Annotated in this window: 23 protein-coding genes; 9 read left to right on the top strand and 14 right to left on the bottom strand. The window is 71.8% G+C overall.

What is annotated here, in order from left to right:
- Window positions 1-56 precede the first annotated feature (56 nt).
- Complete coding sequence (locus ACK8OX_RS11215; RefSeq protein WP_430664169.1) at window positions 57-779, top strand: response regulator transcription factor; 723 nt, start codon at window positions 57-59, stop codon at window positions 777-779.
- A 50-nt stretch (window positions 780-829) separates the two neighbouring features.
- Here the strand turns inward: ACK8OX_RS11215 and ACK8OX_RS11210 are convergent, their stop codons facing one another.
- From ACK8OX_RS11210 to ACK8OX_RS11185, 6 genes are all read right to left on the bottom strand, one after another.
- Complete coding sequence (locus tag ACK8OX_RS11210) at window positions 830-1,429, bottom strand: malonic semialdehyde reductase (protein WP_430664167.1); 600 nt, start codon at window positions 1,427-1,429, stop codon at window positions 830-832.
- Window positions 1,430-1,564: 135 nt separating this feature from the next.
- Entirely contained in the window at window positions 1,565-2,131 is a 567-nt protein-coding gene (locus tag ACK8OX_RS11205; RefSeq protein ID WP_430664166.1) for a NifU family protein, read from the bottom strand.
- A 297-nt stretch (window positions 2,132-2,428) separates the two neighbouring features.
- Window positions 2,429-3,595: a hypothetical protein gene (locus ACK8OX_RS11200; RefSeq protein ID WP_430664164.1), complete on the bottom strand. Its 1,167-nt coding sequence runs from the start codon at window positions 3,593-3,595 to the stop codon at window positions 2,429-2,431.
- A gap of 35 nt (window positions 3,596-3,630) precedes the next feature.
- A complete protein-coding gene (locus ACK8OX_RS11195) occupies window positions 3,631-4,125 on the bottom strand; it encodes a universal stress protein (RefSeq protein ID WP_430664162.1) in 495 nt (164 codons plus the stop codon).
- A gap of 13 nt (window positions 4,126-4,138) precedes the next feature.
- Window positions 4,139-4,915, bottom strand: a complete 777-nt coding sequence (locus ACK8OX_RS11190) for a TIGR02186 family protein (protein ID WP_430664160.1) — start codon at window positions 4,913-4,915, stop codon at window positions 4,139-4,141.
- On the bottom strand, window positions 4,912-5,820 hold the full coding sequence (locus tag ACK8OX_RS11185) for a sulfite exporter TauE/SafE family protein (protein ID WP_430664158.1): 909 nt from the start codon (window positions 5,818-5,820) through the stop codon (window positions 4,912-4,914). Before ACK8OX_RS11185 ends, ACK8OX_RS11190 begins: the two co-directional genes overlap by 4 nt.
- A 228-nt stretch (window positions 5,821-6,048) precedes the next feature.
- On the opposite strand from ACK8OX_RS11185, the gene ACK8OX_RS11180 reads away from it, so the two are divergent.
- The 6 genes from ACK8OX_RS11180 to ACK8OX_RS11155 all read left to right on the top strand — a co-directional run bounded on the left by ACK8OX_RS11180 (window position 6,049) and on the right by ACK8OX_RS11155 (window position 12,499).
- Entirely contained in the window at window positions 6,049-6,984 is a 936-nt protein-coding gene (locus tag ACK8OX_RS11180; RefSeq protein ID WP_430664156.1) for a hypothetical protein, read from the top strand.
- 99 nt (window positions 6,985-7,083) lie between these two features.
- Entirely contained in the window at window positions 7,084-7,644 is a 561-nt protein-coding gene (gene hslV, locus ACK8OX_RS11175) for an ATP-dependent protease subunit HslV (RefSeq protein ID WP_430664154.1), read from the top strand.
- Window positions 7,641-8,966, top strand: a complete 1,326-nt coding sequence (hslU, locus tag ACK8OX_RS11170) for an ATP-dependent protease ATPase subunit HslU (RefSeq protein WP_430664152.1) — start codon at window positions 7,641-7,643, stop codon at window positions 8,964-8,966. Before hslV ends, hslU begins: the two co-directional genes overlap by 4 nt.
- Window positions 8,967-9,081: 115 nt before the next feature.
- Window positions 9,082-9,906, top strand: coding sequence for an EcsC family protein (locus ACK8OX_RS11165; protein WP_430664150.1), 825 nt, complete (start codon window positions 9,082-9,084; stop codon window positions 9,904-9,906).
- A gap of 111 nt (window positions 9,907-10,017) precedes the next feature.
- Window positions 10,018-10,833, top strand: coding sequence for an FTR1 family protein (locus ACK8OX_RS11160; protein ID WP_430664149.1), 816 nt, complete (start codon window positions 10,018-10,020; stop codon window positions 10,831-10,833).
- A 124-nt stretch (window positions 10,834-10,957) separates the two neighbouring features.
- Complete coding sequence (locus ACK8OX_RS11155; protein ID WP_430664147.1) at window positions 10,958-12,499, top strand: DUF4214 domain-containing protein; 1,542 nt, start codon at window positions 10,958-10,960, stop codon at window positions 12,497-12,499.
- A gap of 1 nt (window position 12,500) precedes the next feature.
- Here ACK8OX_RS11155 and ACK8OX_RS11150 read toward each other — a convergent pair whose 3' ends face one another.
- Complete coding sequence (locus ACK8OX_RS11150) at window positions 12,501-13,010, bottom strand: YdcF family protein (RefSeq protein WP_430664145.1); 510 nt, start codon at window positions 13,008-13,010, stop codon at window positions 12,501-12,503.
- Entirely contained in the window at window positions 13,007-14,251 is a 1,245-nt protein-coding gene (locus ACK8OX_RS11145) for a class I SAM-dependent methyltransferase (protein ID WP_430664143.1), read from the bottom strand. Before ACK8OX_RS11145 ends, ACK8OX_RS11150 begins: the two co-directional genes overlap by 4 nt.
- Window positions 14,252-14,331: 80 nt before the next feature.
- On the opposite strand from ACK8OX_RS11145, the gene ACK8OX_RS11140 reads away from it, so the two are divergent.
- On the top strand, window positions 14,332-14,853 hold the full coding sequence (locus ACK8OX_RS11140) for an invasion associated locus B family protein (RefSeq protein ID WP_430664141.1): 522 nt from the start codon (window positions 14,332-14,334) through the stop codon (window positions 14,851-14,853).
- A complete protein-coding gene (gene rlmN, locus ACK8OX_RS11135; protein ID WP_430664139.1) occupies window positions 14,826-16,031 on the top strand; it encodes a 23S rRNA (adenine(2503)-C(2))-methyltransferase RlmN in 1,206 nt (401 codons plus the stop codon). The genes ACK8OX_RS11140 and rlmN overlap by 28 nt, the downstream gene beginning before the upstream one ends.
- Window positions 16,032-16,079: 48 nt before the next feature.
- Here the strand turns inward: rlmN and ACK8OX_RS11130 are convergent, their stop codons facing one another.
- The 6 genes from ACK8OX_RS11130 to sucC form a co-directional block, all read right to left on the bottom strand.
- Window positions 16,080-16,322 (bottom strand): hypothetical protein, encoded by a 243-nt coding sequence (locus ACK8OX_RS11130; RefSeq protein ID WP_430664137.1) that lies wholly within the window; start codon window positions 16,320-16,322, stop codon window positions 16,080-16,082.
- Between the two features lie 64 nt (window positions 16,323-16,386).
- The gene (locus ACK8OX_RS11125) at window positions 16,387-16,704 is read right to left on the bottom strand and encodes a hypothetical protein (protein ID WP_430664135.1); all 318 of its coding nucleotides are present in this window, start codon (window positions 16,702-16,704) and stop codon (window positions 16,387-16,389) included.
- 52 nt (window positions 16,705-16,756) lie between these two features.
- A complete protein-coding gene (gene odhB / locus ACK8OX_RS11120; RefSeq protein WP_430664134.1) occupies window positions 16,757-17,986 on the bottom strand; it encodes a 2-oxoglutarate dehydrogenase complex dihydrolipoyllysine-residue succinyltransferase in 1,230 nt (409 codons plus the stop codon).
- Window positions 17,987-18,014: 28 nt separating this feature from the next.
- Window positions 18,015-20,918: a 2-oxoglutarate dehydrogenase E1 component gene (locus tag ACK8OX_RS11115; protein ID WP_430664133.1), complete on the bottom strand. Its 2,904-nt coding sequence runs from the start codon at window positions 20,916-20,918 to the stop codon at window positions 18,015-18,017.
- Window positions 20,919-21,149: 231 nt separating this feature from the next.
- The gene (gene sucD, locus ACK8OX_RS11110; protein WP_430664131.1) at window positions 21,150-22,046 is read right to left on the bottom strand and encodes a succinate--CoA ligase subunit alpha; all 897 of its coding nucleotides are present in this window, start codon (window positions 22,044-22,046) and stop codon (window positions 21,150-21,152) included.
- Between the two features lie 5 nt (window positions 22,047-22,051).
- The gene (sucC, locus tag ACK8OX_RS11105) at window positions 22,052-23,245 is read right to left on the bottom strand and encodes an ADP-forming succinate--CoA ligase subunit beta (RefSeq protein ID WP_430664129.1); all 1,194 of its coding nucleotides are present in this window, start codon (window positions 23,243-23,245) and stop codon (window positions 22,052-22,054) included.
- Between the last annotated feature and the right edge of the window lie 64 nt (window positions 23,246-23,309).

Below are 23,309 nucleotides of genomic sequence, written 5' to 3'. Positions count from 1 at the left end.
AAACCGACGTCCCCACCCGTCGTTTCGGTGTGGACCTCACAGAAGCGGGAGCGATCATGGCCGGTCCTCGTCCCATCCTCGTCGTGGACGACGATGAAGCCCTGCGTCAGACGCTCGCGGAGCAGCTGGCGCATGAGGGCGAATTCATTCCCTCCGAGGCTGGCAGCGCCGGGGAGGCGCTGGCCAGGCTCGGCAGCGAGGATGCGCGCTTCGACGCCATCGTCCTCGACATCGGGCTGCCCGACGGTGACGGTCGGGAGCTTTGCGCGAAGCTCCGGAAGCAGGGCCTGCGGATGCCCATCCTGATGCTGACCGGCGCGGATGGCGAGCAGGACATCGTCCGCGGCCTCGACAGCGGCGCGAACGACTACATCGCCAAGCCCTTCCGCGTGTCGGAGCTGATGGCCCGGCTGCGCGCCCAGCTGCGCGTGTTCGACAATTCCGAGGACGCGGTCTTCACCGTCGGGCCCTACACCTTCCGCCCCTCCGCCAAGCTCCTGCTCGAGCCGGCGCGGAACCGGAAGATCCGCCTGACGGAGAAGGAGGCGGCGATCCTGAAATACCTCTACCGCGCCGGCGGCCGGCCGGTGGGGCGGCAGATCCTGCTGAACGAGGTGTGGGGCTACAACAGCGCCGTCACCACCCACACGCTGGAGACGCATATCTACCGCCTGCGCCAGAAGATCGAGCCGGATCCGGGCCAGGCGCGGCTGCTGCTGACCGAGGGCGGCGGCTACCGCCTCGACCCCCATGCGGGGCGGACCCAGCAGGCGGCGTGACCGAAGCCGCTGCCCTCCCCCACCATGGGGGGAGGGCAGCGGGGCCGCGCCTATTCCAGGCGGCAAGCCTCGTCGAAGCTCAGGCGCGGGCTGCGCGGGAACAGGCCCGTGGGGTCGCCGTAGCCGAGATTGACCAGGAAGTTCGACTTCCAGCCCGTGCCGGAGAAGAACAGCTGGTCCAGGCGGTGGTTGTCGAAGCCGCTCATCGCCCCGACATCCAGCCCCACCGCGCGCGCCGCCAGCATCAGGTAGGCGCCCTGCAGTGTGCCGTTGCGGAAGGCGGTGGTGTCGGCCAGCGCGGGGTTGTCGGCGAACCAGGCGCGCGCATCCGCATGCGGGAACAGGAAGGGCAGCTTGTCGTAGAAGGCGGCGTCATGCGCCACGATGACGGTGACAGGCGCGGTCATCGTCTTCTCGACATTGCCGGGGCTCAGCGCCTCCTTCAGCCGCGCCTTGCCTTCGGCGGTGCGCACGAAGACGAAGCGCGCGGGGGACGCATTGGCCGAGGTGGGGGCGAATTTGAGGAGGTTGTAGACCTCCTCCAGCTTCGCGTCGGGGACCTTGCGGTCCTGCCACTTGTTCTGGGTCCGCGCCTCCCGGAACAGCTGGTCGAGGGCGGTGTCGTCGAGGGTGGCGGGATCTGACAGCACGGGCGGCACTCCGGTCGGTTGAACTCCACCCCCGAGATAATCGCCGCCGGCCCGACCGCCAGCCGTCCCTGCGCGATGAGGATCATCCATGCCGTGAATGGCAGACGGGGCCGGGGCCCCGCCCGCCAGCGGGGATCAAGCCTCGACCTGCTCCACCCGGACCACTTCCGGCACGTAGTGGCGCAGCATTGTCTCCACCCCATGCTTCAGCGTGGCGCGGGAGGACGGGCAGCCGCTGCAGGCGCCCTGCATCCGCAGCCGCACCACGCCGTCGCGGAAGCCGCGGAAGACGATGTCGCCGCCATCGCCGGCCACGGCGGGACGGACGCGGGTGTCCAGCAGTTCCTTGATCTGGGCCACCACCTCGCCGTCGGCAGCCTCGAAATCCTCATCCTCGGGCGCCTGGTCGGCGCCTTCCACGGCCGGCAAGCCGCTGAGGTAGTGTTCCATGACGGCGCCGAGCACGCGCGGCTTCAGGCGCTGCCAATCGGCATCCTCGGCCTTCGTGACCGTGACGAAATCGTTGCCGAGGAAGACGCGTGCGACATCGCCCACAGCGAAGATGCGGCTGGCGAGCGAGCTGCGCCCCTCAGCCTCGGCGGCCGCGGTGAAGTCGGCAGTGCCGCTTCCGCCCATCACGTCCCGGCCGGGCAGGAACTTCAGGGTGGCGGGGTTGGGGGTGGCTTCGGTTTCGATGAACATGTGACCTGTCCGGGACTGGCGCCAATACCTGACCTATGTGGTCCGGCTTCGATCGCGACGCAAGCGACCCGATAGGGTCCGGAGGTGGAAGCCGCGGCACGACCGGCATCGGTGCCGGGCCGGTGCCCCCCGCCCCGCCGGTCGCAGCGGATCAGAAGCGGCGTGGGCCGCGGCTGCCGTGCCGCCCTGCGGTCTTCTTCGCGCGCATGATGGTCATCCAGGTCTCCAGGCGAACGGGTCTTCAAACGAATCGAAACGTGCCGCGGCCCGCATGGTAACCGGGCGGCAGCGACATGGCTATTCGCAATTCGGTTTCCAGATCACGACGCAGGCAATGCCCGGAAGCATCCAACTGCTTGTCGTGACCTCGGCATCACGACCATCGATCCTCGCCGAGCCAACGGGGGGACGCCGGCCGGGTTCCCATTCGAAGTCCTCGATCGAGGCATGGCACTGGTCGATGTGGTAGCCGGGCGGGACCTTGAACCAGAACTTCATCCCATGGACCGGGCTGTAGGCTGACAGGACGTATTCCGTGTCGGTCTTGAGGAGGAAGCTCTTCTCGACCGTCGTCACCACGACTTCCTCGAGATCGACGCTGATCTCCTCCTCGAAGCGGAAGACGAGGGTGCCTTTCGCGTAGCGGAACAGGAAGGGCGGCGCCGCCCACTCGCCTCCCGCGGCCAGCGCCGCGGCGGCCTGCTCGCGCAGCTCGGGGGAGAGGTCGATCGTGCGGTCGGCGGTCCCCGACACCGAGCAGCGGAACGCGAACTGCCGGACCATCGGCCCGACATCCTCCGGCAGCGCCTCCGTCACCGAGCTTGCCTTCACGAGATAGGGCACGGGCCCGGGTCCGGCCCGGACGAGGCGATAGCTCCGTTTCTCGTCCCACAGGAAGTAGCGGTCCCGGAGGCCGGCGGTGGAAAGGTCCTCGATCAGCACGTTGGAGGTGTAGTCGGACCGCCAGACGGCGTAGCGCCGGGCGCAGACGCCATCATGGACGAAGCGCCCGAATTCGCGGCCCAGCCTCTCGTGGTGGCCGGTCGAGTGCGAGAAGATCTTCTCGCAAAGCTCCTTGATGTCCTCACGCGACATGCGGCCGTTGTCGATGTGGTCGACCGCGATCCTCTTGATGTGGATCGCCGAATCCACCACCCGCTCGAACAGGCCGCGCAGGAAGCCGGCCAGCCAGTCGTAGAGCACGAGGTAGAAGAGGCCGCTCGCGAAGAGTGCCGCCCAGATGCTGCCGAGCCCGACCTTGACCAGCCCCAGGTCCGCCAGGCTGCACCAGCCGGGCTTCGGGTCGGGCCTGCAGGCATCCGTCATCCACAGCGCGACCCAGGCATCGAAGGTCTGCACGAGGATGGACAGGCCGAACAGCAGCAGTCCCAGCAGGAGCCGTGCCGTGGGCCCGCGCGAAGGCGCGAGGGAGAGGGCGCCCACCCTCGACGACAGCCTGCTCAAGAGGCGGGCTCTCCCCTGCGGGAGAGGCCCGGCCGTCACGTCACCCGCTCCAGCTCCGCGTCGCTCATGCTGCCGGGCACGATGGTCATCGGCACCGCGAGCTTGGCGGCGTAGCGCCCGGCGAGCGCCGAGATCAGCGGGCCGGGCCCGGACCCGCCGATGGCGCTGGCCAGCACCAGGATGGAGATGCGCGGGTCCTCCTCCAGCAGGGCCAGCAGCTCGTCGCGCGGGTCGCCTTCCCGGATCAGCAGGATGGGCAGGCCGCCGGTGATCTCGTTCACCTCGGCCGCCAGGGCGGAGAGCATCTTCTCCGCCTCCTCCCGCCGTTCCTCGGCCAGCATGGCGCCGACGCCGGCCCATTCCACCTGGCCCGCCGGCTCGATCACCCGCAGCAGGGCCACGCGCCCGCCGCTCTTGCGGGCACGGAGCGCGGCGTAGCGCAGCGCGACGCGGCGTTCCGGGCTGTCGTCCACCACCACCAGGAAGACGCGGTCCCGCCGGGCCTGCGCCGCCGCTTCCGTCTCGCCCATGCCTGCCATCCCCTCACCCACGCCGGAACAGCACGCTGCCCAGCCAGCCGGCGAAGCCCGCCAGCAGGATGCAGGCGATGCCATACAGCACCGGCTGGCCGCGCGCGATGTCGGCGATCCAGGCGGCACTGCCGGTGCGCACCACCGCCAGCGACAATTCCTGCCGCGCCACCACCCGCCGGTCGCGCACCAGCATCACCTGCACCCGGTACTCGCCGGTCGCCACCGTCGCCGGCACCGGCAGCCGCGCATGGAACAGGCGCCCGCCCGACACCTCGACCGGCCGGACCTGGTCCACCCAGAGCCCGGCATTCTGCTTGCCGCCCGCCAGCGCCCCGCGGAAGCGCGCCCCCTGCGCGCCGAGCTGCACCAGCGGCAGCAGGTCGAGCCCGAGGCGGAGGTCGGTGCGGTCGGTCGCATCCAGCATCTCCGTCACCGGCCGCGTGCCGGCCAGCGCCCAGTAGGAGGGCACGCGGTTGAAGCGCGCCGCGGGACCGTTGATCCAGAAGCCCAGCCTCTCGACCTTCTCCCGCACCACCATGGAGGTCATCGGCCCGCTGGCCAGCACCACCACCTGGTCGCCCCCTTCGTGGATCAGCCGCTCGGTCGCGCCGAAGACCAGGATCTCGCCGCCCGCGAAGGCGGTCGTCACCTCGATCCGCCGGACCGAGAGGTCGGCCGCCAGCGGGGGCGGCGCGACCTGCTGCGCGGGGGCGGGCGCGGCGAAGCCCGCCAGCGCCGCCAGCAGCGCGGCCAGCCCCGGCAGGCTTCGCCGCCCACCCGCCGTCATGGCGCCGGCCCGATGACGAAGAGCTGTTCCGGCACCCGCAGCAGGTCCCACAGCAGCGCCCCGGCGACCGCCAGAACCAGCGCGCCGAGCAGGGCGCGCGTCTCCTCGCCGCGCAGCCGCGTGCCCATCGCCGCGCCGAACTGCGCCCCGGCCACGCCGCCCGCCAGCAGCAGCAGCGTCAGCACGATGTCCACGCTGCCCACCTGGATCGCCTGGAGGAAGGTGACGTTGGCGGTGACGAAGACCACCTGGAACAGCGAGGTGCCGATCACCACCGCCGTCGGCATGCCGAGGAGGTAGATCATCGCCGGCACCAGCATGAACCCGCCGCCCACCCCCATCACCGCCGACAGCAAGCCGATGGCGAAGCCGATCAGCAGCGGCGGGATGACCGAGATGTAGAGCCGCGACTTGCGGAAGCGCATCTTGAAGGGCAGCCCGTGCATCCAGAGATGCTCGTGCAGCCTGGCCGCCCGCTTCCTGCGGCGGCGCAGGATGGCGCCGACGCTCTCCCGCACCATCAGCGCGCCGACGGTGCCGAGCACGACGACGTAGAAGACCGCCACCGCCAGGTCCACCTGCCCCGCCCGGCGCAGCCAGGCGAAGAGCTGGACGCCGAGCGCCGAGCCCAGGAAGCCGCCGACCAGCAGCACCGTGCCCATCCGCACATCCACGTTGCCGCGCCGCCACTGCGCGATGAGGCCGGAGACGGAGGCGCCGAGCGTCTGGTTCGCGCCCGAACCGACCGCGACGGGCGAGGGGATGCCGATCAGGATCAGCACCGGCGTCAGCAGGAAGCCGCCGCCCACGCCGAACAGGCCCGACAGCCACCCCACGCCGAAGCCGATGCCCAGCAGCAGCAGGGCATCCACCGACATCTCGGCGATCGGCAGATAGACCTGCATCGTGTTCCCGAGTCGTGTTCCCGCGGCGCCTTGGCGCGCCGCGGCCCCGAACATGGCGCGGGGTCGTGGCGCGATTGCGGCCGAATGCGGTTTGGACCCGAACCGGATGCGCGGCAAGGACCGGCCCGGAAAATTTCCGCCCGCTGCACGCGCAGTTCCGCCCCGCGCGAACTGCCCGCGCAACCGCGCGTTGGGCCGGCCACGACCTCACGAGGAAGGAGAGCCGAGATGCAGACAAGGACCGCCACCGCAGACGGGATGGGAATGGCCACCGGCCCGGCGATTGCCGCGGCCGAAGGCGCCCCGTCGCTGCCGCCCCGGGTGTCCTGGGGGGCCGTCTTCGCGGGCGGCGTCGTCGCCGTGACCGTCGGCGCCATGCTGAACATCCTCGGCCTCGCCATCGGCGCCACCACGATCGACCCGATCGCGCCCGGCGAGACGCCCTCCGCCTCCACCCTCGGCATCGCGGGCGGCATCTGGCTGCTGGTGGCGAACCTGGTCGGGCTCGCGGTCGGCGGCTATGTCGCGGCGCGGCTGTCGGGCACGTCTGACGACACGGATGGCGTGCTGCACGGCCTGTCGGTCTGGGCGGTGGGCTTCCTGCTCTCGGCCGTGCTGCTCGGCAACGTGATCGCGGGCACGGCGAGCACGGCCTTCAGCGGCGCCTCCTCCATCCTCGGCGGCGCGGCGCAGGGCGCGGGCCAGGCGGTGCAGGCGGCGGCCCCGGCGGTGGCGAACAACGTCAACCCGCAGGCGCTGGCCGACCGGCTGCAGAGCGCGCTGCAGACCGGCGGCGACCCGGCGGCGATGACCTCCGACCAGCGGCGGGCGGAGATGACGCGGATCGTCACCGGCCGCGTCACCTCCGGCAGCTTCGAAGGCAATGCCCGCGACCGGCTGACCCGGCTGGTGGCGGCCGAGTACAACGTCACCCCGCAGCAGGCCGGCGAGCGCATCACCCAGCTCGAGAGCGAGGCGCAGCGCGTCGCGACCGAGACGGAGGCGCGGGCCCGCCAGGCGGCCGAGACCGCGTCCAACGCGGCGGCCACCAGCGCCTACTGGCTGTTCGCGGCGATGCTGCTCGGCGCGGTCGCGGCCGTGCTCGGCGCCCGCACCGGCACGCGGCGCGCGGTGGTCCTGTCCTCGCAGCGCGCCTACGGCTGACCCGACCTGCTGCCCCTCCCCGCTGCCGCGGGGAGGGGTTCGCGCGCCCGGCGCCGGGGGGGAATTGTCCCGGCGCCCCGGAGCCGCCATCTAGGCGGCATGTCCCCCACACAACACGACCCCCTCGGGTGGCACGGCACCACCATCCTCTGCGTGCGCAAGGATGGCCGTGTCGCCATGGCCGGCGACGGCCAGGTCTCGCTCGGCCAGACCGTCGTCAAGGGCAATGCCCGCAAGGTGCGGCGCATCGCCCAGGGCCGCGTGCTCGCCGGCTTCGCTGGCGCCACCGCCGACGCCTTCACCCTGCTCGAGCGGCTGGAAGCCAAGCTCGAACGCTTCCCAGACCAGCTGGAACGCGCCTGCGTGGAGCTGGCGAAGGACTGGCGCACCGACCGCTACCTGCGCCGGCTCGAAGCCCTGCTCGCGGTGGCCGACGGCAGGCGGTCCCTGCTGCTGACCGGCCAGGGCGACGTGCTGGAGCCGGAGGATGCGGTCATCGGCATCGGGTCGGGCGGCAACTTCGCGCTCGCCGCCGCGCGCGCGCTGCTGCCGGTGGAAGGGCTCGACGCGCAGGAGATCTGCCGCCGCGCCATGAAGATCGCCGGCGACATCTGCGTCTACACCAACGGCAACATCGTGCTTGAAAGCCTGGAATCGTGAGCGAGGCCGTGAACCTCTCGCCCCGGGAGATCGTCTCGGAGCTGGACCGCCACATCGTCGGCCAGGGCGACGCCAAGCGCGCCGTCGCCATCGCGCTGCGCAACCGCTGGCGCCGCCAGCAGCTGGCCGCCGGCCTGCGCGAGGAGGTGGTGCCGAAGAACATCCTGATGATCGGCCCGACCGGCTGCGGCAAGACCGAGATCGCCCGCCGCCTGGCGAAGCTCGCCAACGCGCCCTTCCTGAAGGTGGAGGCGACGAAGTTCACCGAGGTCGGCTATGTCGGCCGCGACGTGGAGAGCATCGTCCGCGACCTGGTCGAAGTATCGATCACGCTGGCGCGCGACACCGCGCGGAAGAACGTGCAGGCCAAGGCGGAACTCGCCGCCGAGGAGCGGCTGGTCAGCGCGCTGGTCGGCGAAGGCGCGTCCGGCGAGACGCGGATGAAGTTCCGCCGCATGCTGCGCGACGGCCAGCTCGAATCGCGCGAGGTGGAGGTGCAGCTCGCCGACCAGGGCGGCGGCATGCCGATCGGCATGATGGACCTGCCGGGCGCGCAGGGCATCCAGATGCAGAACATGCAGGAGATGCTCGGCAAGATGTTCGGCGGCCGCACCCGGCCGCGGAAGATGTCGGTGGCCGACGCCCGCATCGCCCTGGCGAAGGACGAGGCCGACAAGCTGCTGGACCAGGAGGCGCTGACGCGCGACGCCGTCGCCAACGCCGAGAACAACGGCATCGTCTTCATCGACGAGATCGACAAGGTCTGCGCCCGCACCGGCGAAGGCGGGTTCCGCGGCGGCGACGTCTCGCGCGAGGGCGTGCAGCGCGACCTGCTGCCGCTGATCGAGGGCACGACCGTCACCACCAAGCACGGGCCGGTGAGGACGGACCACATCCTGTTCATCACCTCCGGCGCCTTCCACCAGGCGAAGCCGTCCGACCTGCTGCCCGAACTGCAGGGCCGCCTGCCGATCCGCGTCGAGCTCTCGGCGCTGAGCCGCGAGGATTTCCGCCGCATCCTGACCGAGCCCGAGCATTCGCTGGTGAAGCAGTATGTCGCGCTGCTGGGGACGGAAGGCGTCACCCTCGACATCACCGAGGAGGCGGCGGACGCCATCGCCGAACTCGCCGCCGAGATCAACGCCAGCGTCGAGAACATCGGCGCGCGGCGGCTGGCGACCGTGATGGAGCGGCTGCTGGACGAGGTGTCCTTCACCGCTTCCGACCGCGGGGGAGAGACGGTGGTGGTGGACCGCGCGATGGTGCGGGACAAGGTGGCGCCGCTCGCGGGCAGCGCCGATCTCAGCCGCTTCATCCTGTAGCCGCGGACAGGCCACCCCGCCGCGGCGGCCCGCGCGGCGCGGGTGAATGGCGGGCGCGGGGCGAATCCGCGCCCGCCCCCGCGCAACCCGCGCCGCGCATCCCCATTTATTCCGCATGTCCCTCGCCACCACCCCCCACACCGACGCCCCCGCCCTGCCCGATGCGGACCGCGCGGCGCTCGCCCGCGCGGTCGCGCTGCTGGAGGACAGTTCCTTCGCCGCCCGCCTCGCCGGCACGGTCGGCCAACCGATCGAGGCGCTGAAGGCGCGGCTGCCCGGGCCGGTGCAGGGCATGATCGACGGCGCGGTGAAGCGCGCGCTGACCACCGCGATGCAGGCGGCGCTGAGATCCGGCCCCTCGCGCAATCCGCTGCCGATCCCCTCCGCCTGGCTGCATCGCGGGCTCGCGGCGGCCTCGGGCGCGGCGGGCGGGGCGCTCGGCCTGCCGGGCACGCTGATGGAACTGCCGGTCTCGACCACGCTGCTGCTGCGCCAGATCGCCGCGGTCGCGGAGGAGAACGGGGAGGACCTGTCGCGGCCGGAGATCGCGGCGGAATGCCTGAAGGTCTTCGCGCTCGGCGGCCGTAACCCCGCCGACGATGCGGGGGAGAGCGGCTACTTCGCAGTCCGCATCGCGCTGGCCGAGGCGCTGAAGGGCGCGGTCGGCAAGGGGCTGGTCGGGTCGATGCTGCCGGGCTTCATCGGTTCCATCGCGGCGCGCTTCGGCGGACCGGTGGCGCTGAAGCTGTCGGCGCAGGCGGCACCGGTGATCGGGGCGGCCGCGGGGGCGGCGATCAACCTTGCCTTCCTCGAGCATTTCCGCGGCGTCGGCGAGGGCCATTTCACGGTCCGGCGGCTGGAACGCGCCCATGGCCCCGCCACGGTCCGCGCCGCCTACCAGGCCATCCAGACCGGGCGCGACGCGCGCTTCATGGGCTGACCGCGTCAGCGCCGGGGCGGAAGGGCGGGACGCGACGGCGTGAGGAGTTGTTAACTGGCGGGACCGGCTGCACCGGGTGATATTGCGAATAGCTCGCAATTGCAGGTGCCCATGACCCAGCTCCCCCTCGCCGTCGCCCTGGATGCCGGCCTCATCCTCCTCCGCGAAGGGCTGGAGGCGGTGCTCGTCCTCGCCGCGCTCGGCGCCCTGCTGCGCCGCGCGGCGCCGGAACAGGGCCGCAAGCTGGCCTGGGGCGCGGCGGGCGGCATCGCCGCCAGCCTCGTGGCGGCCCTGGCCTTCCACCTCCTGCTCGGCGGCGAGCATGACGACCGGATCGAGGCGGCGACCTGCCTCCTCGCGGCCGGGCTGATGCTCTGGACCGGCGGCTGGCTTGCGCGCCGCGCCGATCCGCGCGCCTGGAGCCTCGCGCTCCGGCGCCAGGCGGACCGTGCCCTGGCGGGGCGGCGGGTCGGGCTTGCGGTCGCGGCGATCGGCTTCCTCGCCGTCTTCCGCGAGGGCGCCGAGACGGTGCTGTTCCTGGGCACACTCGGCTCCGGCGGGCAGCCGATGGCGCTCGGCGCCGGGCTGGCGGTGGCGGCCGCGCTGCTCGGCCTGCTGTGGCGCGTCATCTCCCGCGGGACCGTGCGGCTGCCGCTGCGGCCGCTGTTCCTCGGCACCTCGGTCTTCCTGCTGGTGATGGCCGCGCGCTTCACCGCGGCAGCGGTGCAGGAGTTGCAGGAACAGCTCCTCCTGCCCTTCTCGCCGGTCGATCTGCCCGATCCGCTCGGCGCGGCCGGCCTGCCGGACAGCCTGGAGGGGCTGGCGGCAGCTGCGGCGGTGCTGCTGCTTGGCCTCACGGCCTTCCGCGGTAGCCGGACCCCGGCGGGTGGGGAGCTGGCGGAGGCGCCGCAGGTCACGCGGAGCTGAACATACGCGGCGGGAACGTTTCGCATCCTGCCGCATTTCCCCTCACTTGCGTGTCAGCGGATCGAACGATCCACCCTCCCCGGCATTTTCCCGTTCGGAAAAGTACACTTGGGGATTCCGAACGATGCAGCTCGACCTCATCCTGCGTGGCCAGTCGAACGCCGCCTATTTCGCCGAACTGGACGGGGGGGCCGCAGCGCAGGCCCTGACGCGGGGCGTCGAGGAATTGCTGGGGTTCGACGGCGTCACCAACTCCGTCCGCCTGGTCTATGACCGCGACGAGCAGGGCGCCGACACCGCCTATCCGGCCACCTACTTCCTGGGCGAATGGATGTCGCGCAGCGGCCCCGGCTGGGTGGCCGGGCCGATCGAGACGCGGTTCCTCGAACGCCTCGGCCAGTACCGGGCCGAGGGCATGGGCGATGCCAGCGCGGTGGTCTGGCTGCACAGCGAATACGACAGCATGAACCCCCTCCTCCAGGCCGGGGACTGGGCGAATGCCGTGCGCAGCGACGCGGCGCTGGTGCGCGGCACGCTGGGGCGGGAGGTGCCCTACCTGTTCGTCGCCGCGCATCCCTACAGCAGCGGCACCGGTGCCGGGCACCAGGCGATCCGCGCGGGGATGGAGCTGCTGTCCGCCGACCCCGCCTTCGACGGGCGCATCGCCGCCCGCGCGCCCGACATCGATGCCAGCCTCGACGATCTCGACGGCAACCCTGCCACCACGGAATACGGCTATGCCCACATCACCGCCTTCGATGCGCAGGTGATCGCCGCCCGCATCGCGCGTGGCGCGGCGGAGGAATGGGCGCGCTTCGCCCTGCCCGGCTCCCCGGTCGCGCAGAACGGCGGCAACATCGCGTCCCAGGGGCCGGAGGTGATCTCCGCGAAATGGGTCGATGGGGTCACGCTGCTGGTCGATGTGCGACACGACGCCGCCTTCGGCTTCGTCGACCTGAACGAGGTCGCGTCGCGCGGCGTCGGCTGGTCGCTCGCCATGCCCGACGGGCGGCGGATCGAGGCGACGGGCGCGGCGGTGCTCGACGGCGACAGCCTGGTGGTCCGCTTCGGCGAGGTGGTGCCCTGGGGCGCAGTGCTGGACTATGCCTGGGGCATCGGCCGCGTGGCGGACCCCGATGCCTCCGGCATCGGCAATGCGGTGATGGACCCGACCTACCTGCCGGTCTGGACGCCGGCGGGCGGCATCCTGGTGGTGGGGGAGGCGACGCTGGGCGGCGCGGCGCCGGCGCTGCCCGCCGCACCCGCCCCTGTCGTCGCTGCCGCCGGTGCCGGCGCCTTCGACCCGGAGATGGTGCTGGCCGCGGGGCTGGTGCGGATCGGCTTCGGGCGCGCCGGGACGGAAGGGGAGGTGCGCAGCCTGTATGAGATGCTGGAGCTCGACTACGGGCTCTGGAACGTCGCCGATGCGTTGGTGGACGGTCCATGGTTCCAGGACCGCGTGGCGGGCCTGGGCGACACGGCCTTCATCCAGCAGCTCTACGGCGATGCGCTCGGGCGCGCGGCGCGGCCGGACGAGGTCGCGACCTGGCTTGCCGAATTCGCATCCGGCACCCCGCGGGAGGTGCTGGCGCCGGTGCTGGCGGAAAGCGCGGAATTCGCCGCCGTGGCGCAGGCGCGCGCCGCCTCGGACCTCGCCTGGCTGTAGGCTAGATCCCCCGCAGCCGGGCCCAGGCCATCAGGGCTGCGTCATAGGGCAGCGCCGGCACTTCCCGCAGGCGCCAGAACCAGCGCCGTGGCTGGCCGGTCGCGGCCGGGCCGGGCGGCGGCGGCACCGCGCGGGCCGGCATGCCGCCCAGGCGGAACAGCAGCAGGCTGCGCGGCAGGTGGTAGCGGTGGGTGGCGATCCGCAGCGGGCCGTGGTGGCCGCGGGCGCGCAGCAGCCGGATGCAGGCGACGGCGGAGGAGAAGGTATCGGTGCCGGTCGGCTCCTCGGCGATGCGCCCCGCCTCCACCCCGGCTTCCGCCAGCAGCCGCGCCATCACCGCGCTTTCCGCCGGGCCGTGGCGGCCGACCGCGCCGGTCGGGACGTAGAGCGCCTTCGGCGCCTGCGCCTCGCCCCAGGCGAGCGCCGCCGCCACCCGGTCGCGCAGCGCGCGGCTAGGGCTGCCATCCGGCCGCACGGCGGCGCCGAGGATGACGACCGCCGCCCGGCTCACGGCGGGGCGGCCAGCAGCAGGCGGTTCAGCGGCTCCATCGCGCGCACCAGCGCCGCGCGGTCGCGCAGCGCGGCCTCCCTCGATGCGCCGGCCGTGACCACGCCGTCCAGGATCTCGCCCCAGGGGCGGGTGCCGTCGATCCGCGCCAGGAAGGCGCCGGCCAGCCGCGGCACCGGCACCGCCGCGCGCAGCCCGTCCCAGGTGACGGGCAGCATCCCGTCCGGGCGCAGCGCCTTCGCCAGCGCCGGGCCGTCCAGTTCCCGCAGCACCGGCACGGCGGCGTCATCCTCCCAGGGCGGCGCCGCCACGGGATCCGTCGCGCGGACGCAATAGGCGATGTGGATGCCCATGTTGCCGCAGATCGCCTCGGCCAGCGCCGCCCGCGCCACGGGGTCGAGCCCGGCGGTACGGCCGCGCAGCCGCGGGTCGGCCAGCCAGGTGTCGGGGTCGTAGCGCAGCGGCTCCACCAGGCAGGCGATGCGCAGCCCCGCGCCGGCCACCAGCGCGGCCAGCTGCGGCACGGTGAAGGCGACGTCGCGCGGGTTCAGCAGCAGGTCGTAGAGCCCCGCATCCCCGCCGCGGATGTGGTCGTCGATCCAGGGGTTCTTCCGCAGCCAGGCCGTCTCCGGCAGCTGCTTCCACAGCCGCTTCGCGATCTCCACCCGCGCGGGCGGCGCCTCCTCCACCGGGGCGAGCAGGCGCAGCGCGTCCTGCAGCATGTAGACGCCCGTGCGGCCATGCGGGGCATAGACCATCAGCCCGATCCCCCCGCCGGGCGCGAGGACCGAGACGAGCGCCGCAAGCCCCGCAGCAGGGTCCGGCAGGTGGTGCAGCACGCCGCAGCAGTCGATGTAGTCGAAGGGGCCGGGTGCCGCGCCCGGCAGGTCCAGGATGGAGCCCTCCACGAAGGCGACGTTGTCGAGGCCCCGCGCTGCCGCCCGCGCCGCCGCCACCCGCCGCGCGGAGGCCGAACGGTCGAGCCAGGTGACGCGCCCGGGCCGGCCGAGCCAGGCCATCTGCTGCGCCAGCATCACCGTCCCGTCGCCCGACCCGCCGCCCGCCATCAGCGCGGCGAGCGGGCGGGAAGCCGGGCGCCGCGCGCCGAAGACCCAGTGATCCACCTCCCGCAGGTGGGACGGGCTGCCCACCACCAGGCGCTTCGCCTCCTCCCGCGCGTCGCGGGCGGGATAGGGGAAGGCCTCGTATTGCGCGGCGAGGCTGCGGTCGGTGCTGTCGGTCATCGCGGGCTGCATAGGCGGGCGGCGCGCGAAGCGGAAGCGCGCCGGTTGTCCGGCCTGGGGGGGCGCCGTATCTAGCGGGCATGCGCCGCCCCTTCCTGCCCGCCCTGCTCCTGCTCCTCGCCGCGCTGCCCGCTTCGGCGCAGCAGGCGCGCCAGCAGCCCCAGCGGCTCGGCAACCACCAGTCCTGGACCGCTGCGACCCACCAGGAGAACGGGCAGAAGGTGTGCTACGCCTTCACCCGCGCCACCCGCAGCGACGGCGGGCCGCAGAACCGCGGCGCCGTCACCCTCACCGTCACGCATCGCGCCAATGGCCGGGACCAGATCGCGGTGTCGGTCGGCTATCCCTATCCGCGCCAGGCGGAGGTGCAGCTTGCCGTGGGCAGCCAGGAATTCCGCGCCTATGCCACGCAGCAGTCCAGCGCCTTCTTCCAGAACGGCGCGCAGCTGATCGCCGCCTTCCGCAACGGACGCGACGCGGTGGCGCGCAGCCCCGGCCCGCCCGGCCGCCCGGCCGTGACCGACACCTTCCCGCTCTCCGGCTTCTCCAACGCCTATGAGGCGATCAACCGCGAATGTCCCGCGCCGAGGCCCGGCCGATGAGCGACGCGCAGGACCTCAGCCAGGCGGAACGCGACCGCATCCTCGCCAAGGCCGCGCTTTTCGCGCCGCCGCCGGGGGTGGCCGCCGATGGCCGGCGCGACCTCGTCGGCCTCTCGCGCGAGGAGCTGGCGGCCGAGATGGTGGCGATCGGCGAGAAGCCGTTCCGCGCGGGGCAGCTCTGGCACTGGATCTACCACCAGGGCGAGACCGACTTCGCGCGGATGCCGACCATCGCGAAGCCGATGCAGGCGAAGCTGGCGGAGCGCTTCGTGGTGGGGCGGCCGGAGGTCGCGACCGAGCAGACCTCGGCCGACACGACGCGGAAGTTCCTGTTCCGCTTCCGCGACGGGCAGCAGGTGGAGACGGTCTACATCCCGTCCCTGGTGGAGGATCGCGGCGCGGTCTGCATCTCCACCCAGGTCGGCTGCACCCTGTCCTGCCGCTTCTGCCACACGGGGACGCAGAAGCTGGTCCGCAACCTCGGCGCCGCCGAGATCGTCGGCCAGTTCATGGCGGCGCGCGACGCCTATGGCGAATGGCCGAGCCCGAAGGACGGCACGCCGCGGCTGCTCTCCAACATCGTCGTCATGGGCATGGGCGAGCCGCTCTACAACTACGAGGCCACGGCCAAGGCGCTGCGCATCGTCATGGACCATGAGGGGATCGGGCTCAGCCGCCGGCGTATCACCCTGTCCACCTCCGGCGTGGTGCCGATGATGGACCGCTGCGGGGCGGAGCTGAACGTCAACCTCGCCGTGTCGCTGCATGCGGTGACGGACGGGCTGCGCGACGAGATCGTGCCGCTGAACCGCAAATACCCGATTGCCGAGCTGCTGGCCGCCTGCCGCCGCTATCCCGGCGCATCCAATGCGCGGCGGATCACCTTCGAATACGTCATGCTGCGCGGCGTGAACGACAGCGAGGCCGATGCGCGCGAACTGGTGCGGCTGATCAAGGGCATTCCCGCCAAGGTGAACCTGATCCCGTTCAATCCCTGGCCCGGCAGCCCGTACCAGACCAGCCGGCCGGACGCCGTGCGCGCCTTCGCCGAGATCGTCGAGCGGGCCGGCTATTCCAGCCCCATCCGCCGCCCCCGCGGCCGCGACATCCTGGCCGCCTGCGGCCAGCTGAAGACCGACAGCGAACGCAGGCGGCCGGCGAAGAAGGACGCGGCCTAGGGACCGGCACGCCCCCGCCCCTGCCCGGGGAGGATCGGGGCGGAGGCCCTACTTGTTGGTCCGGCCCGTCCTGCCTTCCGGCACGCCGCCGCTGCGGCCGACATCGTTCATCACGTCGCCTTGCGAGCTGTTCTCGCCTTCCAGCACGGCCGGGTCGGTGCCGCGGCCGAAGGTGCCCTTCGAACTGCCGATGCCCGGGTTGCGCTGCTCGTCGGAAGGCGGGCGCGGGATGTCGGCGCCGGGCCCCTCGCGGCGCTCCGCCTCGTTCTTCGGATGCTTGTTGCTGCTCATCGCCGCGCCTCCTCGGTGAAGGGCGAGGAACGGCCCGGCGACGCGGCCGTTCCCGGAAGTTCCCCTATCGCAGCATCGCGCCGGCCAGCAGGCCGATGCCGAAGACGCCCGCAGCGGGCGAGATCATCGGCCACCACCGCTCCGGCGCGAAGCCGCCGGCGAAGGCGAAGACGATGCCGATGAGGTAGGCGCCCGCCCCTTCCGCGATGCCGACCCGCGCCATCACCACCAGCGGCCCCACCACGCCCAGCACCCCGCAGGCCGTGCCGAGCCGGCGCCACAGCAGGTCCGACCGCAGGTCGGGCCGCAGCAGCGGGTCGGCGCGGGCGCGGTATTCCAGCGCGGCGCAGAGGGCGAGGAAGCCGAAGGCGAGGATCAGCATGGCGCTTCCCTCCCTCCCCCGCGGGCGGGGGAGGGCGGGCGGGATGTCGCGATCAGAGATCCAGCATCAGGCGGCGCGGGTCCTCGATGCTTTCCTTCACGCGCACCAGGAAGGACACCGCCTCCTTCCCGTCCACGATGCGGTGGTCGTAGCTCAGCGCGATGTACATCATCGGCCGCGCCTCGATCTTGCCGCCGACCACCATCGGGCGTTCCTGGATCTTGTGCATGCCCAGGATGCCGGACTGCGGCGGGTTCAGGATCGGGGTGGACATCAGGCTGCCGTAGATGCCGCCATTGGTGATGGTGAAGCTGCCGCCGGTCAGCTCGTCGAGCTTCAGCGCGCCGTCGCGCGCGCGGCGGCCGAAATCGCCGATCGACTTCTCGATCTGCGCGAAGCCCAGCCCGTCGGCGTTCTTCAGCACCGGCACGACCAGGCCGGAGGGCCCGCCCACCGCGATGCCCATGTGGACGAAGTTCTTGTAGATGATCTCGTCGCCGTCGATCTCCGCGTTGACCGCGGGGAATTCCTTCAGCGCGGCGACGCAGGCCTTCACGAAGAAGGACATGAAGCCGAGCTTCACGCCGTGCTTCTTCTCGAACACGTCCTTGTACTCGGCGCGCAGCGCCATCGCGGCCGACATGTCCACCTCGTTGAAGGTGGTCAGCATCGCCGCCGTGTTCTGCGCTTCCTTCAGCCGCCGCGCGATGGTCTGGCGAAGGCGCGTCATCTTCACGCGCTCCTCCCCGCCTTCGAGGCTGCGCGCCTGCTTCGGCGCGGCAGGGGGGGCGGCGGCCGGCGCGGCGGCGGGCTTGGCCAGGAAGGCCAGCACGTCGCCCTTGGTCACCCGGCCATCCTTGCCGGATGCGGCGCCGATCTGCGCCTGCGTCAGGTTGTTCTCGGCCAGCAGCTTGCTCGCGGCTGGGCCGGGCGGCAGGTCGGCGGGGCGCGCCACGGGCCCGGCGGGGGCGTGCGGCGGCTCGACCTTCGGCGGGGCGGCGGGCGCAGGCGCGGCGGCCGCCTTGGGCGCGGGCTTCGCCGCGCCGTTGGCGGCGCCGATGGTGCCGAGCACGGCGCCGGGGCCGACCTCCGCGCCCTCATCGGCGGCGATGCTCTCGATCACGCCGGCGGAGGGGGCGTTGACCTCGACGGTGACCTTGTCGGTCTCGAGTTCCACCAGCGGCTCGTCCGCCGCCACCGCCTCGCCGGCCTTCTTCAGCCAACGCGCCACGGTGGCGCTGCTGACGCTTTCCCCGAGGGGGGGGACCACGATCTCGGTCATCTGACTCCTGCCTCTTGCCGTTGCGTGTTCAGGCGAGCCGAAGCGCCTGGCGCACCAACGTCTCCTGCTGCTGCTGGTGGGTGCGGGCGAGGCCGGTGGCGGGGCTCGCCGCCTCCTCGCGCCCGACATAGACCGGCCGCTTCGCCTTGCCGTCGAGCCCGCCCAGCACGCGCTCGATCCTGCGGTCGACGAAGGTCCAGGCGCCCATGTTCTCGGGCTCCTCCTGGCACCACACGACCTCGGCGTTGGCGTAGGGCGCGAGCGCCTTGCCGAGGCTGGCCTGCGGGAAGGGATACAGCTGCTCCACACGCACGATCGCCACGTCCTTCACGCCCTTGTCGCGGCGTTCCTGCAGCAGGTCGTAGTAGATCTTGCCGGTGCAGAGCACGACGCGCTTCACCTGGTCGGCGGGTGCGAGGGCGTCGACCTCCGGGATCACGTACTGGAAGCCGCTGCCCGGCGCGAAGTCGGCCAGGCTGCTGACGGCCAGCTTGTGGCGCAGCAGGGACTTCGGCGTCATCAGCACCAGCGGCTTGCGGTAGTTCGCCTTCAGCTGGCGGCGCAGCGCGTGGAAGTAGTTGGCGGGCGTGGTCAGGTTGCCCACCCGCATGTTCCGCTCGGCGCAGAGCTGCAGGTAGCGTTCCAGCCGCGCGGAGGAATGCTCCGGCCCCTGGCCCTCGTAGCCATGCGGCAGCAGCATCACCAGCCCCGACATGCGCAGCCACTTCGTCTCGGCGCTCGCGATGAACTGGTCGATGATGACCTGCGCGCCGTTCGCGAAGTCGCCGAACTGCGCCTCCCACAGGACCAGGGTGCGCGGGTCCGCCAGGCTGTAGCCGTATTCGAAGCCGAGCACGCCGAATTCCGACAGCAGGCTGTTGAACGCCTCGAAGCGCGGCTGGCCGGCGCGGATGTTGTTCAGAGGCACGTATTCGGCCTGCGTCGCCTGGTCGATCAGGTAGGCGTGGCGGTGGCTGAAGGTGCCGCGCTGCACGTCCTCGCCCGAAAGGCGCACGCGGTGGCCTTCCAGCAGCAGCGTGCCGAAGGCCAGCGCCTCGCCGGTCGCCCAGTCGATGCCCTCGCCCGTCTCGATCGCCTGCTTCTTGGCGTCGAGCTGGCGCGCGATCTTCGGGTTCACGCCGAAGCCCGCCGGCACGCGCGCCAGCGCCGCGCCGACCTCGCGCAGCGTGTCGAGCCCGACCGCCGTCTCGTGCAGGCGCTCCACTTCCTCGCCGGTGGTGACGGCCTTGAGACCGGACCAGTGGCCTTCCAGCCAGTCCGCCTTGTTCGGCTTGAAGCCGTTCGCGGCCTGGAAGGCGTCCTCCAGCGTGGCGTTGAAGGCATCCAGCACGGCCTTCGATTCCTCGGCCGGGACGCTGCCCTCGGCCGCCAGCTTCTCGGCGTAGAGCGTGCGGGTGGTCCGCATCTCCTTGATGCGGCCGTACATGATCGGCTGGGTGAAGGCCGGCTCGTCCGTCTCGTTGTGGCCGTGGCGGCGGTAGCAGACGATGTCGAGCACCACGTCGGCGCCGAACTGCATGCGGAATTCCGCAGCCATGCGGGCGCAGAACACCACCGCTTCCGGGTCGTCGCCGTTCACGTGCAGGATCGGCACCTGGATGCTCTTCGCGACGTCGGTGCAGTACAGCCCCGAATAGGCGTGCGAGGAGACGGTGGTGAAGCCGATCTGGTTGTTGGTGACGATGTGGATCGTCCCGCCGGTGCGGTAGCCGATCAGCTGGCTCATCGCCAGCGTCTCGTACACTACGCCCTGGCCGGCGAAGGCGGCGTCGCCGTGCAGCATGATGCCCATGACGGACCGGCGCTGCTTCGTGTCGCCCGCCATGTCCTGGCGCGCCCGCACCTTGCCCGCCACCACCGGGTCCACCGCTTCCAGGTGCGACGGGTTCGGCTGGAGCGAGAGATGGACCATCCGCCCCGCGATCTCGATGTCGGTCGAGGTGCCGAGGTGGTACTTCACGTCGCCCGAGCCCTGCACGTCCTCGGGGTGGGCGGAGACGCCCTTGAATTCGCTGAAGACCGCCGTGTAGGGCTTCTTCACGACGTTGACGAGCACGTTCAGCCGGCCGCGATGGGCCATGCCGATGGTGATCTCGTTCACGCCGCCCGCCGCCGCGACCTCGATCGCGGACTGGATGGCGGGGATCGTCGTCTCGCCGCCTTCGAGCCCGAAGCGCTTGGTGGTGGCGTATTTGCGCGCGCAGAAGGCCTCGAACCCCTCGGCCTCGGTCAGCTGGCGCAGGATCTGGCGCTTCGACGCGCCGTCGAAGCCGCGCAGCCAGGGCGCGCCCTCGATCCGGCGCTGCACCCAGGACTTCTGGTCGGGGTCCTGGATGTGCATGAACTCGACCCCGATCGGGCCGCAGTAGCTGGCGCGGCAGATCGCCAGGATCTCACGCAGCGTCGCGTGTTCCTTGCCCAGCACCATGTCGAGGAAGATGGGCCGGTCCATGTCGGCTTCGGTGAAGCCGTAGGTCTTGGGGTCCAGCTCGGGATGCGGGTTCGGCACCTGCAGGCCGAGCGGGTCGAGCCGCGCTTCCAGGTGGCCGCGCACGCGGTAGCTGCGGATCAGCATCAGCGCCCGGATCGAATCCAGCACGGCGCGCTGCGCCGCCGCCTTGTCCACCGTGTCGGCGCGCGGGGCGGCGGGCGCCGCGGCGCCCTTCGCATCCTTCCTCGGGGCCGGCGGCGGCTCGGGGTCGGGGCCGAACTTGCCGCGCGGACGCGGCGCCCAGCTGGCGCCGACGGCATCCGTCAGCACCGCCCGCGCCTCGTCGTTCAGCGCGCCGAACAGCTCGGCGAAGGAGGGATCGACGCTGTCCGGCTTCTCCGCCCAGCGGGCGTAGAGATCGGCGAGGAAGGCGGCATTCGCCCCCGACATCGCGCTGGCGAGGATGTCCACTCCGGCCATCAGGTCCTCCAGGGCGGCCCCGTTGGCCTGGCCGCCACCTTCTTCGATCGGGTCGGCGGGCGCGGTGCCCGCCGGATGCAGGACCGCCCCCTTCCCCACCCCGCGCAGGACGCTGCGCGGGGAAGCGGGGCCGGGGGCGGCGTCAGGCCACTACATAGGCCGAAGGGCGGGATTGCGGCAGACCCCCCGCCCCGCGGGCGCGGAGGGTCCGCCCTGCGCCCTTACGGACACTTAACGTCCGAGCGCCTTCACCATGGTGGAGCCGAGTGCCGAGGGGCTGTCCGCCACCTGGATCCCGGCTTCGCGCATCGCCTCCATCTTGGCCGCGGCGGTGTCCTTGCCGCCCGAGATGACCGCGCCGGCATGGCCCATCCGCCGCCCGGGGGGGGCGGTGGCGCCGGCGATGAAGCCGACGACCGGCTTGTTCGGCTTGCCCGGGCCGAAATTCTCGCGCCGCAGGAATTCCGCCCCGTCCACCTCGGACTGGCCGCCGATCTCGCCGATCATGATGATCGACTTCGTCTCGTCGTCCTTCAGGAACAGCTCCAGCACGTCGATGAAGTCCATGCCCTTCACCGGGTCGCCGCCGATGCCGACGCAGCTGGACTGGCCGAGGCCGGCGGCGGTGGTCTGGGCCACCGCCTCGTAGGTCAGCGTGCCGGACCGGGACACGATGCCGACCGAGCCGCGGCGGTGGATGTGGCCGGGCATGATGCCGATCTTGCAGGCCTCGGGCGTGATGACGCCCGGGCAGTTCGGCCCGACCAGGCGCGACTTCGACCCCGTGAGCGCCCGCTTCACCCGCACCATGTCGAGCACCGGGATGCCTTCCGTGATGCAGATGACCAGCGGGACCTCGGCGTCGATCGCCTCCAGGATGGCATCCGCCGCGAAGGGGGCGGGGACGTAGATGACGCTGGCATCGGCGCCCGTCCTCTCCCGGCATTCCGCCACCGTGTTGAACACGGGCAGGTTCAGCTCCGGGTGCATCGTGCCGCCCTTGCCCGGCGTGGTGCCGCCCACGTAGTTCGAGCCGTAGGCGATGCCCTGGCTGGCGTGGAAGGTGCCCTGCGCGCCGGTGAAGCCCTGCGTCATCACGCGGGTGTTCTTGTCGACCAGAACGGCCATCGGGGTCAGCCCTTCTTCACCGCGGCGACCACCTTCTGGGCGGCGTCCGCGAGGTTGTCGGCCGCGATGATCGCAAGCCCGCTCTCGGCCAGGATCTTCTTGCCGAGGTCGACATTCGTGCCTTCGAGGCGCACCACCAGCGGCACCTTGAGGGAGAGGTTCTTCGACGCCTCCACGATGCCGGTGGCGATCATGTCGCACTTGGCGATGCCGCCGAAGATGTTCACCAGGATCGCCTTGACGTTGGCGTCCGAGGTGATGATCCGGAACGCCTCCGTCACGCGCGCCGCGTTCGCGGTGCCGCCGACATCGAGGAAGTTCGCCGGCGAGGAGCCGTACAGCTTGATGATGTCCATCGTGGCCATCGCCAGGCCCGCGCCGTTCACCATGCAGCCGATCTCGCCGTCCAGCGCGACGTAGTTCAGGTCGTTGCGGACGGCGTCCAGCTCCTTCGGGTCCATCTCGCTGTCGTCGCGCAGCGCTTCCAGGTCCTTGTGGCGGAACAGCGCGTTGTCGTCGAAGGACACCTTCGCATCCAGCGCCACGATGTCCCCCGCGCCGGTGACGACCAGCGGGTTGATCTCCACGATCGCGCAGTCGAGCTCGAGGAAGGCGCCGTAAAGGGAGGTGACGAACTTCGTGAAGGCCGTGACCTGCCTGCCTTCCAGCCCGAGCCCGAAGGCGAGCTTGCGCGCATGGAAGCCGGAGATGCCGGAAGCGGGGTCCACCGCGACCTTCAGGATCTTCTCGGGGTGGTTCGCCGCCACCTCCTCGATCTCCATCCCGCCCTCGGTGGACGCCATGATGACGACGCGCGACGTCTCGCGATCCACCAGCAGGCCGAGATAGAGCTCGCGCCTGATGTCGGCGCCGGCCTCCACGAACACGCGGGAGACGGTCTTGCCCGCCTCGCCGGTCTGCTTCGTGACGAGCGTCTTGCCGAGCATCGCCTCGGCCGCCTCGCGCACCGCCTCGACCGACTTGACGACGCGCACGCCGCCCTTGCCGTTCGGGTCTTCCTTGAAGCGGCCCGCGCCGCGGCCGCCGGCATGGATCTGCGACTTCACGACATAGACGGGGCCGGGCAGCTTCCGCGCCGCCGCCTCCGCCTCCTCGGCCGTCCAGGCGACATGCCCGTCGAGCACCGCGACGCCGTAGCGCCGCAGCAGTTCCTTGGCCTGGTATTCGTGGATGTTCATCCGGGTCTCCGGTCAGGGGGGGCGGCCGAGGGGCCGCGGCCCCCCTTCGCGCCCGGAGGGTGCA

It is taken from the genome of Falsiroseomonas sp. CW058 (assembly GCF_050563535.1).
In the GTDB taxonomy this organism is placed as follows: Bacteria; Pseudomonadota; Alphaproteobacteria; order Acetobacterales; family Acetobacteraceae; genus Falsiroseomonas.
This window is presented reverse-complemented; position numbering and strand designations above follow the sequence as displayed.